This window comes from Ruegeria sp. O6, assembly GCF_056535045.1.
The window spans coordinates 72,823-90,182 of record NZ_JBQERM010000011.1 but is presented as its reverse complement, the minus strand read 5'-3'; the positions used below and the strand labels follow the sequence as shown (position 1 = coordinate 90,182).

Sequence of the window (17,360 nt, the reverse complement as noted above, 5' to 3'; positions counted from 1 at the left end):
GCGGGACAAGGGCGGATCGGTAATATTTCACATTGAGACTTTGATGCCCGGACGTTTCCTGTGGCCGGGCATCTTTGCAATCAGCGGGCGTCGGGGTGCAGAGCCGTACCCAGAATATGCTCGGAGCGGTGAATAACGTGATGCGCCTGCCCTACGATCAGCGGATCAGGCTCGCCCACGATATCGTGATCCTTGCCAGGGTAATCCAGCGAGGACAGGAAGTGACGCATACAGTTCAGGCGCGCGCGTTTCTTGTCATTTGACTTGATAATCGTCCAGGGTGCGTCAGCCGTGTCTGTGTAAAAGAACATGGCTTCTTTCGCCTCGGTATAGTCGTCCCACTTGCTGAGGCTTGCCTTGTCGATGGGCGACAGTTTCCATTGCTTCAAGGGGTCGGTTTCGCGGCTTTTGAAACGGCGCTGCTGTTCTTGCTGCGTAACCGAGAACCAGTATTTGTATAGCTGAATGCCCGAGCGCACCAGCATCCGTTCCAACTCGGGCGTTTGCCGCATGAACTCAAGATATTCGTTGGGTGTGCAGAACCCCATAACCCGTTCCACACCCGCACGGTTGTACCAGGACCGGTCATAGAACACCATTTCGCCTACGGTCGGCATCTCCTGAATGTAGCGCTGGTAGTACCACTGGCCTTTCTCTTCCCAGGTGGGTTTGTTCAATGCAACGACACGGGCCTGACGCGGGTTCAGGTGCTCCATGAACCGCTTGATCGTACCCCCTTTGCCGGCCGCATCGCGCCCTTCGAACAACAACACAAACCGCTGCCCCGTTTCCTGCGCCCACAGCTGAACCTTCAAAAGCTCGGCCTGCAGATTGGCTTTTTGCGTCTCATACACCGACCGGGCCATTTTGCGGCCATAGGGGTATTTCCCACTTTCAAACGCCTGCCGGATTTTCTCGGGGCTGGGCGCTGAAGGGTCGGTGTCTTTGGTGAGCGTGGTCTTGATCTGGGTGGGTTCTGCGTTGGTCGTGGCGATGGCGTCCATACATCCTGTCCTTTTCTACTGTCCTGAAGGGTGGCTAGCAGAAAGCTCGGAAATGCGCTTTGATTGGTGTCAAATAGATGCCTCAAAAACCCATGATTTCCAGCGCGGATCCCTTGTTCCAATGCAGACGTCTTTTTTCAAGCTGAACGGCCATTCTTTCCACATCAGGACATGGGGCGACAAAGCCGCGCCACCATTATTGATGCTGCATGGTTTCCCCGAATACAGCGGTGCCTGGGCCGATCTTGCGCCTCATCTGGCAGAACTCTTTTATTGTATTGCTCCGGACCAGCGCGGTTATGGCCAAAGCTGGTGTCCCGAAGGGGTGCAGAACTATACCCTGTCGCAACTGGTCTCAGACATGGCCGCACTGATTGAAACCAGCGGCGCGCCTGTTGCGCTGCTGGGTCACGACTGGGGCGCATCGGTGGCTTATGGCGTTGCCATGTTCCGCCCGGAACTCGTTGATCGGTTAATCATTGCAAACGGAGTACATCCGGTGCCGTTTCAACGCGCGATGGCATTGGGTGGCGCACAATCCACAGCCTCGCAATATATCAATCTGCTGCGAGCACCCGATGCCGCACAAAAACTGTCCGAAAACAACTTTGCGATGCTGGAACAGTTCTTTCGCCACGGTATGGGGCTGGATTGGTTGACCGAAGCTCGCATGGCCGACTACAGCACTGAATGGGCCCGACCCGGTCGGCTGCAGGCGATGCTGAATTGGTACAGAGCCTCTCCGTTGGTTGTCGCCAAACCCGGTGTCCCCGCGACAGACCTGCCCGACCTGCCGCTCGACCGGTTGCATGTCAGGTGTCCGCACTTGTTGATTTGGGGGCCGGATGACAAAGCCCTTTTACCAGAAGCCACTGAGGGGCTGGAGGCGTTTGCCACCCACCTCACCCGTGTCACGATCCCTGGGACCGATCATTGGTTGCATCATCAAAACCCGCGGGCCGTGGCGCAGGCCATTCTGGAATGGACTGGCCTGACGTAATCAGGCCGCGCCCGCGCGCAACGGCAAGCCAGGCAGCCTTTGTCGCAGCGCCGACGACATCTTTAGCACCTTACCGGTGCCCCCAGTCGTCAGGGTTGTCAGAGTTGTTCGGCGACAACCCCAACTCATCACCATCGGTTGAGCACCCAAGCCCCAGAACCGTCCGGTTTGCATATGAAAAATAGGAGCAGACCTGATTGATCTCGAGGATTTCGCCATCATCCCACCCCGCGTCGCGCAGGGCAGCGACGTCCGCCTCGACCAGATCGCCCGGCGCTTCGGTCAGCTTGCGAGCATAATCCATCGCAGCCATTTGCGCCGCATCCAGCGGTGCAGCCGAGGGATCGCGCGCCTCAATCGCTGCCCTGATCGCGTTGCCACGCACCGTATCACCCAGCAAGCGCTGAAGACCTGCAAAGTGATGCTCGACGCAATACCCGCACCGGTTCAGTGAGCTGACCCAAACCCCCAGCACTTCCAGAAACCATTTCGGTATCTTGTTGCCCGAATGATGCAGCACTGCCTTGTACATGGCCATATGGCCTTCCATCGAATGCGGGCGAAGGCTGTGTGCCATCATGATGTTGTCTACGTTATTGTTCGGCCCGGTCACGCGTTCGTAGAGTTTCTTCAACTTTCCAGTCGCGTCTTCGAACGGAACGGTTCTGATCCAGCTCATTTATTCACCTCCGCTTTACCGGGATCAAAGGACTGGTTATCTGCACGGATTGCAAGCGGCTTGACAGAAAATCCACAACACCTCGCGTCCCCCTTCCCCCGGACCACATCACCTGCCATAATGGCGGAAACCCAAAAACAAGAGCAGCACCCATGCCCGAAGATCTGTTGACGCCCAGCGCCACTTCTACCTATGACGCCTCCTCGATCGAGGTGCTCGAAGGGCTGGAACCGGTTCGCAAACGCCCCGGCATGTATATTGGCGGCACGGATGAGCGTGCGCTGCACCATATGTTGGCCGAGATCCTCGACAACTCGATGGACGAGGCGGTGGCAGGCTTTGCCAACCGGATCGAGGTCGAGCTGCATTCCGACTACGCCCTGACCGTCCGTGACAACGGGCGCGGTATCCCGATCGACCCGCATCCAAAATTTCCGGGCAAGTCCGCGTTGGAGGTGATCCTGTGTACCCTGCACGCGGGCGGCAAGTTCTCGGGCAAGGCCTACCAGACCTCGGGTGGCTTGCACGGGGTTGGTGCGTCGGTGGTGAACGCGCTGTCTGATTCGATGGTCGTGCAGGTGGCGCGGGACAAGCAGCTATTTGAACAACGTTTCTCGCGCGGCATCCCGCTTGGCCCGGTCGAAAAGGTTGGCGCGGCCCCGAACCGGCGCGGCACAACGGTGACCTTCCACGCCGACCCGGACATCTTTGGCCATCACAAGTTCAAACCCGCGCGGCTGTTCAAGTCCATCCGCTCCAAGGCCTATCTGTTCTCGGGCGTCGAAATCCGCTGGAAAACCGCCATCGATGACGGCGAAACCCCGCTTGAGGCCTCGTTCCACTTTCCCGGCGGCCTGTCGGATTACCTGAAAGAGACGATGAACGGCTCGTCCACCTATGCCGAGCAACCCTTTGCGGGCACCGTCGATTTCAACGAGAAATTCGGCACCCCCGGCAAGGTCGAATGGGCGATCAACTGGACACCGTCGCGTGACGGGTTCATCCAATCCTATTGTAACACCGTTCCCACCCCCGAAGGCGGCACCCATGTGGCCGGTTTCTGGGCTGCGATCCTCAAGGGGATCAAGGCCTATGGCGAGTTGATCAACAATAAGAAAGCCGCGCAGATCACCCGCGACGACCTGCTGACAGGTGGATGCGCGCTGGTGTCGTGCTTTATCCGCGAGCCGGAATTCGTGGGCCAGACCAAGGACCGTCTGGCCACGGTCGAGGCGCAGCGGCTGGTCGAAAACGCGGTCCGCGACCATTTCGACAACTGGCTGGCGGCTGATACGAAATCCGCCGGCGCGATCCTCGACTTCCTTATCCTGAGGGCCGAAGAACGTCTGCGCCGTCGGGCCGAGAAGGAAACACAACGCAAGTCCGCCACTAAGAAACTTCGTCTTCCCGGCAAGCTGGTGGACTGTTCCAGTTCAACACGCGACGGCACCGAATTATTCATCGTCGAAGGCGATTCTGCGGGTGGCTCGGCCAAGATGGGTCGCGACCGCAAAACGCAGGCCCTGCTGCCCTTGCGCGGCAAGATCCTGAACGTGCTGGGTGCGGCCAGTTCCAAGCTGGGCACCAATGCCGAGATCAACGACCTGACCCAAGCGCTGGGTGTCGGGCTTGGCACCAAGTTCAACGTTGACGACCTACGCTATGACAAGGTCATCATCATGACCGACGCGGATGTGGACGGGGCGCATATCGCGTCCTTGCTGATGACGTTCTTCTTTACCCAGATGCGCCCGATGATTGACGCGGGTCACCTGTACCTGGCCTGCCCGCCTTTGTACCGCCTGACTCAGGGCGCCAAACGCGTCTATTGTCTGGACGAGGCCGAGCGCGACGAATGGCTGAAAAAAGGTCTGGGCGGCAAGGGCAAGATCGACGTGTCCCGCTTTAAGGGTCTGGGCGAGATGGACGCCAAGGACCTGAAAGAGACCACGATGGACCCCAAATCCCGGAAATTGATCCGGGTCACCATCGACGAGGATGAACCCGGCGAAACCGGCGATCTGGTCGAGCGTCTGATGGGCAAGAAGCCCGAACTGCGGTTCCAGTACATTCAGGAGAACGCGCGGTTTGTGGAGGAGTTGGATGTTTGAAGCAGTAAGCCTTCAACACTCCGAGTATTGGACGATAGCTTAGGCCTACTGTGTGAGTCTATTTTGTTGGCGTGGTGACATGGGCTCCCACTACTTTGAACTCTTCAGAAATTTCTAAGACAATTCCGTAGCTATAAATCAGGTCAAACTCAAAAAAACGCCACAATAGCGTAGGATTTCTTTCCCTATACTGTGCTACAGTCCAATAGCCTGAGACATTCCCGACAGGCTGGTTAGTTCTAGTAGTAACAAATTTTTCACTTCTGTATCTGCTGTATCCCAGTACTCGGAAGTCGTGATAACTCATCCAGCTTTGAACTCTGTCGAGCGTAACCAGACTTCGCGAAATCCGATATACGCAAACCTCTGCGTTACGTCCGTAGCCAACTCTTTCCCAATCCAGCTTTAGCAAGTTTGGGTTTTCTTTCTTCTGTTCTTCTTTGGTTAAACAGCTTTGCACATCAGGAAACTTACGGATAGCCTTTCGGTACTGCCTCCACTGAGGATGATTACTATCCACAACGCGACCTAAAAATAGAAATGGTTCGGCGTCTTGAGTGGAGAGATGATCGTATTCGATCACGCAAGAAGCCGTTGGTCGACATTCCGACCATATTTCCGATGCGCCAATCTCAGCCCTTACCGAGGCAGAGCCGACAACTAGCGCAACAATTGAAAGCAAGACTCGCATTTTTCTTTGGTCAAGCATTGGTTATCGATCTTGTCGCTTTCTAATCCTTAGACATATCCGTGCCTATTAAATGACTTCTTGAAAGTGGGGTTTTCCTCACCTCGAAGGAACAAGAGAAAATGAGCCGTTACGCATCGCGCGTAGGATGGGTGCTCTCACCGATCAGAGTCCGGCATCAAGATGGGAGTAAACACCCATCCTACTTTGCCACAACCATCGCGCCTGGCCCGAAGGTGGGTGCGGAACGCGCACGCCGTCAAACCGCAAGTTTGCCTTCGGCAAAACGGGGGCGGGTCGGGCGCGTGCTTGATGCTCTGCATCAAGCATTGACGGGGCGGAAGACACCACAACACCACACGCGCCCTCAAAAAACCAAAATCTACTGCAATTCAAATCCCTTCGGTTTACTAATCAAACCAACACCCGGCTTCCCCGTGACAAGCTGGCTTGGATTTAACGATTAAGGATTTGCAATGGCCCGCCTTTATGACAGTCGAAAACGTGTTCTCGTAACCGGTGGGGCCGGGTTTTTAGGCTCGCATCTGTGCGACCGGCTTCTGGATCAGGGGCATGAGGTTTTGTGCGTCGACAACCTGTTCACCGGCACCAAGCGCAATATCGACCATCTGCACAACAACCCGCGCTTCGAGTTCATGCGCCACGATGTGACCTTCCCGCTGTTCGTCGAGGTGGACGAGATATACAACCTCGCCTGCCCCGCCTCGCCCGTGCATTACCAGCACGATCCGGTGCAGACGACCAAGACCAGCGTTCACGGCGCGATCAACATGCTGGGTCTGGCGAAACGTCTGAAATGCAAGATATTTCAGGCTTCGACGTCTGAGGTCTACGGTGACCCGACGATCCATCCGCAGACCGAAGACTATTGGGGCAACGTCAATCCGGTTGGGCCGCGGTCCTGTTATGACGAGGGCAAGCGGTGTGCCGAGACGTTATTCTTCGACTATCACCGTCAGATGGGGCTTGAGATCAAGGTCGCCCGCATCTTCAACACTTACGGGCCCCGAATGCACCCCGCCGACGGGCGCGTTGTGTCGAATTTCATCATGCAGGCCCTGACGGGTGAGCCGATCACGATCTTTGGCGACGGCACGCAGACCCGGTCATTCTGCTACGTGGATGATCTGATCGAAGGGTTCGTCCGCCTGATGGACACCGACAAGGAGGTCACCGGCCCGGTCAATCTGGGCAATCCCAACGAATTCTCGATGAACGAGCTGGCCAGCGAGGTGCAGGCGCTTGTTGGCGCGGAAACCCCTATCAGTTTCAAAGAGTTGCCCGAGGACGATCCGAAACAACGTCAGCCCGATATCACGCTGGCGCGGACCCTGCTGAACTGGGAACCCACAGTACAGCTGAAGGAAGGGTTGGACGCAACGATCCGGTATTTCCGGACGCTTCAGTCAGAAGGCGCAGCCGGATAACGCGTCTTGCCATGGCTCGGGGACCGGATCAGACCGCCGTGCCGATCAGCGCGACGCCAATCGCCATGAGGACCGCGGCGCCCAGGCGTCGCATCCAGTTGCCTTCTTTCAGGAAAATGAACCCGATCAGCGCCGCAAAGATGACCGAGGTTTCCCGCAGGGCCGAAACCGCCCCAAGCGGCGCAAAGTTCTTGGCGTAAAGCACCAGACCATACGCTGTCATCGAAACCAGCCCACCCAAAAGGCCCGTCATCCATATTCTGACTGGCAGGTCTTTGAGGGTGGTGCGTTTCCTGACCCCGATAAACCCTGCAATGAACAGGTGCAGAAAGGCCCCCCACGCCCAATAGCTGAGCGTATTGCCTGACAGCCGCACCCCAATCCCGTCAACCACCGAATAGATCGAAATGCAGAACCCGGTTCCCAGCGCAAATCCCAGCGCGCTGCGCCCGACGCCCGAACGCAGCGCCGCCCAGCTGCTCAGCTGAATGCCAACTGCGATCAGGGCGATCCCGCCCCAGGCCTGCCAGGGCAGAACTTCGCCCACCAGCACCATCGCCCAAAGCGAGACCAGTGCCGGAACAATCCCGCGTGCTATGGGGTAAACCACACTCAGATCGCCATGCTGGTAGGCCTTGCCCAGCATGAAGTAATAGCCGAAATGCACGACGGTCGAGAGCAGGATATAGACAAAGCTCTGCGTGTTCGGCAACGGCAGGACCATCACCATTACCGCCGCCGGCAAGACCTGACCCAACGCGACCAGACCCAGCATGGTGGTGCGGTCCGCTGCCGTTTTCACGATGGCATTCCATACGGCATGCAGCAGCGCCGCCGACAGAATAATCAGAATGACGAACAGGGTCATACCCGAACCTTTCCCGCAGAAATCGTGCGTAAAAAGGGTCTTTGGCCCCATTTCACTTGGGCGTGGTGTCTGCCAAAACCGGGATTTTTGTCAAGCCGGATTCCAGTGGTCAAATTACCGCCACTGTTGGGGACGTGTCCGCAAGCCGTTTCCGGTCTCGTCCCGCACCCTTGTGCCCGGTAAGAAGTTACAACAGCACGTGATCCCGGTTGCAGGACGCGCATCACGTTCTAAGATCGGGCACATGAGTTTTGTGACAGACAACCAATTGCCCCTGCTAATCCTGTTTTTTCTGTCAGGATCGATCGGCACCGCCTTTTTGTTCCGCAAGCCAGCAGGGCACAGGGCATGGAAACTGGCCGATCTGGTCTGGGTCGTGCTGGGTGGCATCGGCGCATTGGTGGCTGTTCTGGCGGGGCTTTACACGTCGGACAGTTCGCGACTGGATCGCCAGATTGATGTGGCCTACGCCGCAACATTGGCATTCGACCGGGATGCCGCACGGTTTCGTCTGCGTTTCTGCGACCCTGCTTACGATCCTGATACGGCAGTGCTTTGCGACAAGGTTGAATTCCTGTCGGCATCAACTGCCAGCAACTCGGAATTGCCCCTGTTCATCGCCGTAACCAACGAAGTGGCCCCCCTGCAGGGCCTGCACTTCCTGTTCGGAAGTCAGGGCAAAGATGAAATGGACGAGCTACGGGATATGACGGCCAAAGCCGATGCTTTCGATATCGACCAGTTCCTCGTATTCACGTCCCTGGACGACAAAACTCAGGTAGCCATCGACAACATGCGCCGTAAGGTGCCCGCGATTGCCGGAGATTATCAGATCCTGGCACAAAGCTATGACGACCTGATCGAGCAGGTCGGCAAGTTGAAAAACGAATGGGAATACCTGCAGGCCAACGCCCATATTCTGGTGCTGCAAATCGTGGCGCTTTGTCTTGTTAGCTTTGCGGCCCCATTTCGATTGGGAAAATCTTTGGTCGAGTTACGTACGAAGCTCAACGCCGATAGCCCCGCGCCAACACCTGTGGATCAACTCCCAGAAAATAGCGCAGAAGTGTCCACAAGTTCCGCGTGCTCCGCCGAAACCAACCTGCCTGTTCATAGCGCTCCGCGCTCGTAAAGGCATGCGACCCGAGTATCTTGATCCGTGGCAATGCGCGCACCAGCGCCACATCTTCCATCAAGGGTTGGTCCGGATACCCGCCAGCCGCCAGATAGGCCTCATGCGGAACCAGCAACCCCTGATCTCCGTACGGTAAACCGAACAGCCTGCTGCGCAAATTGGCCCATCCGGCCACCCAGGCTGGCGCAAGCCCACGCGCGCGAAAAGCCAACCGAAACGCCGCTGGTGCGTTGGATGGCAGATGGGCGCTTACGCTCTTGGCCCATCCCTCTTGCAACACGGTGTCTGCATGAAGGATCAGAAGCCAGTCTCCATCAGCATGCGCGCACCCCCGGCGCAATTGACCGCCGCGCGATGGCTCACCTCTAATGACATGCGCGCCAACATCTTCTGCTATTCTCAACGTCTGGTCAGTTGAGCCTGCATCGCTGACGATCAGGTCCCGGATCAGCCCGGAATGCACCCCTTCCATCAGGGCTTCAAGGCACGCAGGCAAGGAATCGGCGGCATTCAAGGTTGGAATCACTACAGTGAGGGGTGCGGGCACGTCCGATAACCTCTGGTCTTGGCTGCGAGACTTCCTATATCACGAGGCCAAAGGCAATGACGAGGACCAAGCCATGCCCACCCGCCGCATCCTGCGCCTGACTGGCTCGGACACCGAAAACTTTTTGCAGGATCTTGTAACCAATGACGTTCAGGGATTGGGCAATGGGTTGGTCTATGCCGCACTGCTTACACCACAGGGCAAGTATCTGGCAGATTTCTTTCTGAAACGCGATGACGTTGGGGTACTGCTGGACGTGGCCGAGCCACTTGCAGATGACCTGATCAAGCGCCTGAACATGTACAAACTCCGTGCGGATGTGGTGATCGAAGGCACGGATCTGCATCTGCAGCGCGGCACAGGTCCAGCACCGGACACCGCCCTGCCCGACCCCCGTCACGCGGATATGGGTTGGCGTGACTATTCGACAGCCCCAGATGGCGATGACGGAACTGACTGGGACGCGCTGCGCGTTCGACACTGCATCCCCGAGGCTGGGGTCGAACTTACGCCAGACAGCTATATCCTCGAATCCGGGTTCGAGGCGCTGAATGGTGTGGATTTCAAAAAGGGTTGCTATGTCGGTCAGGAAGTGACTGCGCGCATGAAACACAAGACCGAGTTGCGCAAAGGCTTGCGGCGGGTCTTTGTCGAAGGATCGGTTCCGGCGGGGACTGAGATTACCGCAAACGGCAAACCCGTCGGCACCCTGTTCACGCAATCAGGCGGCCAAGGAATCGCGTATCTGCGCTTTGACCGTGCGAGTGCTGACATGCTGGCCGAAGACGTCGTGGTTCGCCTGACGGACCAAGCGTAACTTGTTGCCAAATCGGCACGGCCTTATCCGCCGTATGTTTCATAAGGTTTGAACCCGTTACCCAGCCCTGCCAATGTGTCGGCACAGGGGCAACACGGATACCCGCATGTTTCAGCTTTATTCCGCGATTTGGCGCGCCAGCGCCGGGCGGCAGATTATCCTCATCCTGTTATCCATTGCCATTGCGGCGCTTGCCGCTGTTCCGCTTGAATTTCAGCGCGATATCGTCAACCACCTTACGTCCAATGATCTTCACGTCGAAAAGCTGGTTCTGCTGGGCATCGGCATGATGATTGTCATCCTGCTGAGCCTCGCCCTGAAATGGGTTCTGGGTTTTCGCGCAGGGATATTGGGCGAAGACATGATCCGGCTGATCCGGCAACGCTTGCTCTGGCGCGCTACTGACCTGAAAGAAACGGGTGAAAACCTGCGCAAGGGCACCATGACGACCGCCATCTCGGCCGAAGCCGAGGAGTTGGGCAAGTTTGCCGGGGGCGCATTCTCGGACCCGGTGGTTCAGGTCGGAACGCTGATCAGCGTGATCGGGTACATATCCTCAACGCAGCCAGGCCTTGGCCTTATCGCGTTTTCCATGATTGTTCCGCAGATCATTATCGTTCTGGTGTCGCAACGCAAAGTGAACACGTTCGTCGCCGAACGCGTCCGCCTTTTGCGCAGCGCCACTGATAGGCTGACCACCGAGGATATCGATGCCGTCGAGCGGGATATCAATGCCCTGTTCGACGACATCTATGACACACGACGGCGCATGTTTCTTTGGAAGCTTTCGGCCAAGTTCCTGTTGAGCGTGATCAATGGCGCCGGAACCGTCGGTATTCTGATGTTGGGCGGTTATCTGGTGCTGCACGGCAAAACCGATGTCGGCACAGTGGTGGCCGCGACCAGCGGGCTTGGTCGGATACAGGGCCCGACCGCGTTCCTGATCGCCTTTTACAGACAAGTCAGTGCCAACCGCATCAAATACGAACTTATGTTGGAACTATTCGGCCCGGACCCCGCGCATTACCGGTACCGCAACAGTGCATAAAAAAGACCGCGCAGCGGCTGTCTGCGCGGTCTGATATTAAAAGCGACGAAACGTCACGCGCGTTCGGAATATTCCATCGTTTCGGTGTTCACGATGATCATTTCATCCTGACCGATGAACGGCGGCACCATGACTTTCACGCCATTGTCCAGAATTGCAGGCTTGAACGAGTTCGCGGCGGTCTGACCTTTTACGACCGGCTCAGTTTCGACAATCTTGCAGGTCACTTTCTGCGGCAGCGTCGCGTTCAGCGCTTCACTTTCGTAGAATTCGACAACAATCGTCATGCCATCCTGAAGGAACGGACGACGCTCGCCCAGCAAATCCGCTGGCAATTCAATCTGTTCGTATGTTTCGGCATCCATGAAGACCAGCATGCCATCGGTTTCATACAAGAACTGCTGATCCTTCTGTTCAAGGCGCACACGCTCAACCTTGTCAGCCGAGCGGAACCGTTCGTTCAGTTTCGAACCATTGCGCAGGTTGCGCAGCTCGACCTGCGCGAAAGCGCCGCCTTTTCCGGGCTTCACATGGTCAACCTTGACCGCGGCCCAAAGGCCGTCGTTATGCTCAAGCACATTGCCGGGGCGAATTTCGTTCCCATTTATCTTGGGCATTACATAATTCCTTCACAAACGGTTGATGCGTCAGTTGCGCCTCCTATATCTGGCGGGAACATACCTGACAAGACAACCAAACCTAGTGCTGCACGTGCAGCGAGATATGCAAGTGACGCAACGCAACTATGCATATTAGCTGTATCCGAATCGCACTTTATCGGTCATAAGGACCGTCACGCCGAAAATTGCAAGAGCAAGAAAAACAAGGAAGACGAGATGAGAGATTTCGTTGACGGCACTGCCTTTAACAACGAACAAGGCAATCGTGCTCGCAAACTTTTCGCGGCCGTTGTGTTGGCCGCACTCGATGACGCCATTGCCGATGACAAGAAGTATGGCAATGGCCCGGAACAAATCGCCCGTTGGGCGCGCTCGCGCGATGGACGCGAAGTGCTGTCTTGCGCGGGAATCGACCCGAACGAGCGGGTTGTCAGCGGACTGATGGAGTTCGTTGGCCGTGGCGTGCGGACCTCGGTCGCGCTGTCGCGTGAAGAAAGCGAGCGTCGCAATGCCGCTCAGCAGGCTGAAGCTGCCTGATCCAAGGCTGTTTCAACTCAGAAAAAACGCGCTCTGCCATCAGAGCGCGTTTTTCTATGCGTATCCCACCACTATCCCGGGCGTCAGGGTGAGTTCGGGGCTTCCCCTGCCCGCCCAAATCAGGTCATCTGCGCCTTGACAGGTAGGAGACAATCCATGGTTCGCGCCATCATGATTCAAGGTACCGGCAGCAATGTCGGAAAATCCGTTCTGGTGGCAGGGCTTGCGCGAGCTTTCACACGGCGAGGTCTTCGGGTTGCGCCCTTCAAGCCGCAGAACATGTCGAACAATGCTGCTGTTACGGAAAACGGTGGGGAAATCGGTCGCGCGCAGGCCCTTCAGGCACGGGCGGCAAGGCGGGCGACACATACCGATATGAACCCTGTATTGCTGAAACCCGAAACAGATACCGGCGCGCAGATCATTGTTCAGGGGCAGCGCGCGGGCACCATGAAAGCCGGTGATTACCGCAAGGATAAATCCAGGCTGCTAAGCGCCGCACTGGAAAGCTTTGACCGGCTGTGCAACGACGCGGATCTGGTTCTGATCGAAGGGGCGGGCAGCCCGGCCGAAACAAACCTGCGCAAGGGTGACATCGCCAATATGGGCTTTGCCTGCGCTGCGAACATACCTGTAATACTTGTCGGCGACATTCACCGCGGCGGTGTGATCGCACAGATCGTCGGCACTCAGGCGGTTCTGGACGACGGCGATCTTGCGCGAATTCGGGGCTTCGCCGTCAATCGGTTCAAGGGCGATGTGTCCCTTTTTGACGAAGGACGCGATGATATTGCCTCTCGTACAGGGTGGCCCTGTCTTGGGGTCGTGCCGTGGTTTCATGACGCCTGGAAACTTCCGGCCGAAGATATGATGGACATCCGCTCTCACACAGGCGGCACCTGCAAGGTTGTTGTGCCACAGCTTGAACGGATGGCGAATTTCGACGACCTTGATCCATTGTCGGCCGAACCCGGTGTGAGTGTCGAGATCATTCCGGCCGGACGCGCATTGCCGGGCGATGCCGATCTGGTTTTGCTACCGGGCAGCAAATCCACCATCGGAGATCTGGCCTATTTCCGTGCACAAGGCTGGGACATCGACCTGTACGGTCATGTTCGGCGCGGCGGGCATGTGCTGGGTCTCTGTGGTGGCTTTCAGATGCTGGGCAAGACCATTTCCGACCCCGATGGCGTAGACGGTCGACCGGGTAAGGTCGACGGGTTGGGGTTGCTGGATGTGGACACAGTCATGGGAGGACAAAAGCAAGTTGTCCTGCGTACGGCCCATGCGTTGCCGGACCGAGAGCCAGTCACCGGATACGAAATCCACATGGGCCATACAAACGGGCCGGATTGCACCAATGCATGGCTTGAGGTCGAAGGCCGCCCTGAAGGCGCGGCCAGCGCAAACGGGCGGATCAAGGGAAGCTATCTGCACGGTATCTTTTCGTCCGACGCATTCCGGGCGCGGTATTTGTCAGCGTTAGGCGTGACCTCGGACCTGTCCTATGAGGACGGCGTCGAGCAGGCGCTGAACGATCTGGCCGATCATCTGGAGCGCCACATGGACCTTGACCTGCTGCTCAGCCTCGCGCAGCCTCCGCACCGTGGCTGAGAGTTACTCCAGATCCTGAGCCGCAAGAACGCGGGCGATCTCTCGCCTGACCATCTTGCGCACATTTCGTGTAATCCGCTCACCCATCGTTCCTTGCAGCTCGGCGCGGACAACCTCTGCGATCAGGGTGCGCAGAGCGTCTTCATCCATGTCGATCGTCCTGACATTTTCGTTGGAATCAGGTTCTTCGGCATCAGCATCAGACACAACAGCCTGAGACGACCGGATGAATTCCGCCTGATAAGGTGCGTCTTCGTCCTGCTGAACCGCGTCTGGTTCTTCGCCACCGGCAGTATCAATCGACATCGCAGCGGCAAATTCTTCTTCGACATCCCATGGCAGCGCGTGCGACGGTGTGCCCGAATATGCATCCTGGCTGTCACCGTCCGGTTCCCACTGATCTTCTGTTTGCGCAATGGCCGCTTCCAGCGCTTCGATCTTTGCACTCAGGCTGCTTGTTGCATCATCTGCCGCGGCGCGTTTCGTCTCGGCTGTTTCTGGCTTGTCCCGGTCGGCGTTCGCGGGTTGACCCGTCTGAACGATATCGCAGGTGCGCAGCAACATCGGCTTCGCAGCATCTGAAACTTCGGCTTCTGATACAGCTTTAGCGGGAATCACCCCCAATTGATCTGGTGTGCTGATCCGCAAAGCATCTGTAAGCACCAGCCGCCCCGGCTTGCGTGCCTTAGTCGTTTGATCCGCGACGGTTTTATCACGACTGTCTTCACTGACCAGACGTTTGACCGAAGACAGAACGTCTTCGATCCCTGCTTTCACGACATTATCAGACATTGTTCTCTACCGCTCTATCCTTGGATCGAGTGTAGCCAAACAATCCGCGCCTCACAACAGATAGTATTGGCGATCAGTCCCGGCGCAATGCTTTGAGAACGCGATCCAGATCCTTGCTTTGCTTGCTGACCTGTGCCGGCGCATTTTTGACCAGATTGTAATACAAAGTCGGATCATAGATTTGCACCGCCAGCCCAAGACGCTCGGCTGTCAGAAGGCCCTGCGCCTGCAACAACTGATAGGCAGCCCGCGACCGTTCGGTGCGCGAAGCGACTTCTGCCAGCTGTGCATCCAGCAAATCCTGTTGTGCATTCAATACATCCAGAGTTGTTCGCGCGCCCAGAGTTGCCTCTTCCCGGATGCCATCAAACGCCACCTGCGAGGCGTTAACGCGCTCGGTTGACGCCCTCAGACTGGCGCTGGCCGCCTGAAACGCCGCATACCGGTCGGTAACACCCTGCGTGATGTTCTTTTGAACGTTCAGCAGATTCGCACGCGAGGCATCCCGGCTGGCCATTGCGCGGCGGACATTTGCCGCCAACCGGCCACCCGCGTAGATAGGTTGTGTGAAGTTCAGCGACACGGTTGCGTCGTTCACATAGTCATTGTTGTCATAGCGCTCGGACACGCCAGCATCGGCATTAAGGCTGACATTCGGCCCAAGGTTTGCCCGCTGTTGCTGCACGACCAGATCAAACGCCCTGACCTGATGCTGAGCCGATAGAATGGCCGGGTGGTTGCGCTGCGCCAGATTCACAGCTTCTGCTTCGGAACGCGGCAGATTGGGCAGGCTCGGCTGACCAGCCGTTCGCCCCGGTGCCTTTCCGACTGCATTCACGTATTCGGCCTGCGCAATGCTCAACTCGCCACGTGCCACAGCCAGATCCGCCTGAGAGCTTGCCAGCTGCGCTTCGGACAATGCGACGTCCGTCCGGGTTACTTCGCCCACTTCGAAGCGGTCATTCGACGCCCTAAGTTCCTCTGCCGACACATCCACGTTGTTCTGGCGGATCGCCACGGTCTCTTCCTGCAACAGGACGCCCAGATAGGCATTTGCTGCGCGAATAAGAACCTGTTGTTCAATATCAATCAGGGTTTGCCGGGTAGACAGCACCGTTTCCTGCGCCGACTGCTTGCCCAGTACAGACGCGCCGCCATCATACAAAAGCTGGCTCAGCGTCAGGCCCGAAAAGAACCGCGACGGTTCGTTTGTCGTCACGACGTTATTGACCCGCGACCGGGTGTAATCCTGGCTGACCTGCACGGTCCAGTTGATGATTGGCCGCAACGCGGAAAGCGCAATGGCCACATCTTCATCCGCCGCGCGCAGCAACGCCCGGTTCTGCTCAAGCAAACCACTGGTGTTATACGCGCCGATGAACGCATCCGTTATGTTGTCTGCCCACGCTGCACGCCCTGGCATCACGCTCATGGCAAGTCCTGCGGTCACAGCAAACGCCCTGACCAGCTTACCTGTCGCCGAACCACGCATACCAAAATCCTCTCAAACGAAATTACACTGCCCTGCAGGCAGTTTGCGGCCTTCTTTTCAACTAATCAAGGTGATAGAAAAATCTATCGGCGGACTATAGCGAAAATGCACACTCTGCCGAAAAACCTTCCAGAACCGGCGCATTGGCATTGAACACATCACGCCAACTGACGCGACCACCGGTTTTTCGACCGATCCGCACGGTACCCAGGTTGCCCTTGACAAACAGACACACGATCCGACCGTGGTCCTTGAGCTGATCCAACAGGGCATCGGGCACCTGCTCGACACCGCCCTGCACCATGATCGCATCATAGGGGCCGTGTTCCGCCACACCCTGTTCCAGCGCGCCAACGTGGATGATGGCGTTGTGCACGTCAGCTTCGGCCAAGAGGTTTTGCGCCTCGGCTGCAAGGGTTTCGTCGCATTCAACACCCACAACCAACTCAGCCATCCGCGCGGTGACAGCCGTGGAATACCCCATTGCCGGAGCGATATCGAGGACCATCTCATCCTTGGATATGTTCAGCGCGTCCAGCATTTTAGCCAGGGTCCGCGGCTCCAACATGCTGCGCCCGTCCCCCAGATCAATCAGGCCGTCCACATAGGCCGCCTCGCGTTGAGAATCGGGCACGAAGCTTTCCCGCGGAACACTCAGCATCGCCTCAATGATCGGGAACTTGGTGACGTCAGAGGGGCGGATCTGTGTATCAACCATTGTGCGGCGCCGGGCTGCGAAGTCAGTCATTGGATATCTCGTCTCATTCCCAAAGATGTCCGGCTTGTGCCATATCCTGAACCTTCCAGCAACGCCCCTGTTGCCGCAACCTGAATCTTGATCAACTCCTTGGGCGTGGACTTCGGCAAATTTCGATCTTGCCGGCAATTTCGCGCGCAATCCACTGGACGCCCCAGAGGAAAGCTGTTAAAAACCCAGTCACACCACAGCAAGTATTTGAT

16 protein-coding genes are annotated in these 17,360 nt (G+C 57.2%); 7 read left to right on the top strand and 9 right to left on the bottom strand.

What is annotated here, in order from left to right; all coding sequences use genetic code 11:
* Nucleotides 1-80: 80 nt before the first annotated feature.
* On the bottom strand, nt 81-1,004 hold the full coding sequence (gene ppk2 / locus ACR0DY_RS14550) for a polyphosphate kinase 2 (RefSeq protein ID WP_480546520.1): 924 nt from the start codon (nt 1,002-1,004) through the stop codon (nt 81-83).
* Between the two features lie 121 nt (nt 1,005-1,125).
* On the opposite strand from ppk2, the gene ACR0DY_RS14545 reads away from it, so the two are divergent.
* Complete coding sequence (locus ACR0DY_RS14545) at nt 1,126-2,004, top strand: alpha/beta fold hydrolase (protein ID WP_480546518.1); 879 nt, start codon at nt 1,126-1,128, stop codon at nt 2,002-2,004.
* Between the two features lie 70 nt (nt 2,005-2,074).
* Here ACR0DY_RS14545 and ACR0DY_RS14540 read toward each other — a convergent pair whose 3' ends face one another.
* Nucleotides 2,075-2,683 carry a carboxymuconolactone decarboxylase family protein gene (locus tag ACR0DY_RS14540; RefSeq protein WP_480484211.1) on the bottom strand — a complete coding sequence of 203 codons (609 nt, stop codon included), beginning with the start codon at nt 2,681-2,683 and terminating at the stop codon, nt 2,075-2,077.
* Between the two features lie 152 nt (nt 2,684-2,835).
* On the opposite strand from ACR0DY_RS14540, the gene parE reads away from it, so the two are divergent.
* On the top strand, nt 2,836-4,794 hold the full coding sequence (gene parE / locus ACR0DY_RS14535; protein ID WP_480484212.1) for a DNA topoisomerase IV subunit B: 1,959 nt from the start codon (nt 2,836-2,838) through the stop codon (nt 4,792-4,794).
* A gap of 58 nt (nt 4,795-4,852) precedes the next feature.
* On the opposite strand, the gene ACR0DY_RS14530 is transcribed toward parE, so the two are convergent.
* Nucleotides 4,853-5,503 (bottom strand): hypothetical protein, encoded by a 651-nt coding sequence (locus ACR0DY_RS14530; RefSeq protein ID WP_480546516.1) that lies wholly within the window; start codon nt 5,501-5,503, stop codon nt 4,853-4,855.
* Between the two features lie 455 nt (nt 5,504-5,958).
* Between ACR0DY_RS14530 and ACR0DY_RS14525 the strand changes: the two genes are divergently transcribed.
* Entirely contained in the window at nt 5,959-6,930 is a 972-nt protein-coding gene (locus ACR0DY_RS14525; protein WP_480546514.1) for a UDP-glucuronic acid decarboxylase family protein, read from the top strand.
* A 28-nt stretch (nt 6,931-6,958) separates the two neighbouring features.
* Here ACR0DY_RS14525 and ACR0DY_RS14520 read toward each other — a convergent pair whose 3' ends face one another.
* Both ACR0DY_RS14520 and ACR0DY_RS14515 read right to left on the bottom strand, forming a co-directional pair.
* On the bottom strand, nt 6,959-7,798 hold the full coding sequence (locus tag ACR0DY_RS14520) for an EamA family transporter (RefSeq protein WP_480546512.1): 840 nt from the start codon (nt 7,796-7,798) through the stop codon (nt 6,959-6,961).
* 1,007 nt (nt 7,799-8,805) lie between these two features.
* Nucleotides 8,806-9,480, bottom strand: a complete 675-nt coding sequence (locus ACR0DY_RS14515) for a TIGR04283 family arsenosugar biosynthesis glycosyltransferase (RefSeq protein WP_480898578.1) — start codon at nt 9,478-9,480, stop codon at nt 8,806-8,808.
* Between the two features lie 73 nt (nt 9,481-9,553).
* Here ACR0DY_RS14515 and ygfZ point away from each other — a divergent pair, with 73 nt between their 5' ends.
* Together ygfZ and ACR0DY_RS14505 are read left to right on the top strand one after the other, a co-directional pair.
* The gene (ygfZ, locus tag ACR0DY_RS14510) at nt 9,554-10,297 is read left to right on the top strand and encodes a CAF17-like 4Fe-4S cluster assembly/insertion protein YgfZ (protein ID WP_480898575.1); all 744 of its coding nucleotides are present in this window, start codon (nt 9,554-9,556) and stop codon (nt 10,295-10,297) included.
* 106 nt (nt 10,298-10,403) lie between these two features.
* Nucleotides 10,404-11,345 carry an ABC transporter transmembrane domain-containing protein gene (locus ACR0DY_RS14505; RefSeq protein ID WP_480517610.1) on the top strand — a complete coding sequence of 314 codons (942 nt, stop codon included), beginning with the start codon at nt 10,404-10,406 and terminating at the stop codon, nt 11,343-11,345.
* A 53-nt stretch (nt 11,346-11,398) separates the two neighbouring features.
* Here ACR0DY_RS14505 and efp read toward each other — a convergent pair whose 3' ends face one another.
* Complete coding sequence (efp, locus tag ACR0DY_RS14500) at nt 11,399-11,962, bottom strand: elongation factor P (RefSeq protein ID WP_209503361.1); 564 nt, start codon at nt 11,960-11,962, stop codon at nt 11,399-11,401.
* A 219-nt stretch (nt 11,963-12,181) separates the two neighbouring features.
* Between efp and ACR0DY_RS14495 the strand changes: the two genes are divergently transcribed.
* Nucleotides 12,182-12,502, top strand: a complete 321-nt coding sequence (locus tag ACR0DY_RS14495; protein WP_037310273.1) for a DUF6280 family protein — start codon at nt 12,182-12,184, stop codon at nt 12,500-12,502.
* A 156-nt stretch (nt 12,503-12,658) separates the two neighbouring features.
* Nucleotides 12,659-14,116 carry a cobyric acid synthase gene (locus ACR0DY_RS14490; RefSeq protein WP_480898572.1) on the top strand — a complete coding sequence of 486 codons (1,458 nt, stop codon included), beginning with the start codon at nt 12,659-12,661 and terminating at the stop codon, nt 14,114-14,116.
* Nucleotides 14,117-14,119: 3 nt separating this feature from the next.
* On the opposite strand, the gene ACR0DY_RS14485 is transcribed toward ACR0DY_RS14490, so the two are convergent.
* From ACR0DY_RS14485 to ACR0DY_RS14475, 3 genes are all read right to left on the bottom strand, one after another.
* Nucleotides 14,120-14,908, bottom strand: a complete 789-nt coding sequence (locus ACR0DY_RS14485; RefSeq protein WP_480898569.1) for a hypothetical protein — start codon at nt 14,906-14,908, stop codon at nt 14,120-14,122.
* A 73-nt stretch (nt 14,909-14,981) separates the two neighbouring features.
* A complete protein-coding gene (locus tag ACR0DY_RS14480) occupies nt 14,982-16,400 on the bottom strand; it encodes a TolC family outer membrane protein (protein WP_209503355.1) in 1,419 nt (472 codons plus the stop codon).
* 94 nt (nt 16,401-16,494) lie between these two features.
* The gene (locus ACR0DY_RS14475; RefSeq protein ID WP_480484220.1) at nt 16,495-17,148 is read right to left on the bottom strand and encodes a protein-L-isoaspartate O-methyltransferase family protein; all 654 of its coding nucleotides are present in this window, start codon (nt 17,146-17,148) and stop codon (nt 16,495-16,497) included.
* Nucleotides 17,149-17,360 lie beyond the last annotated feature (212 nt).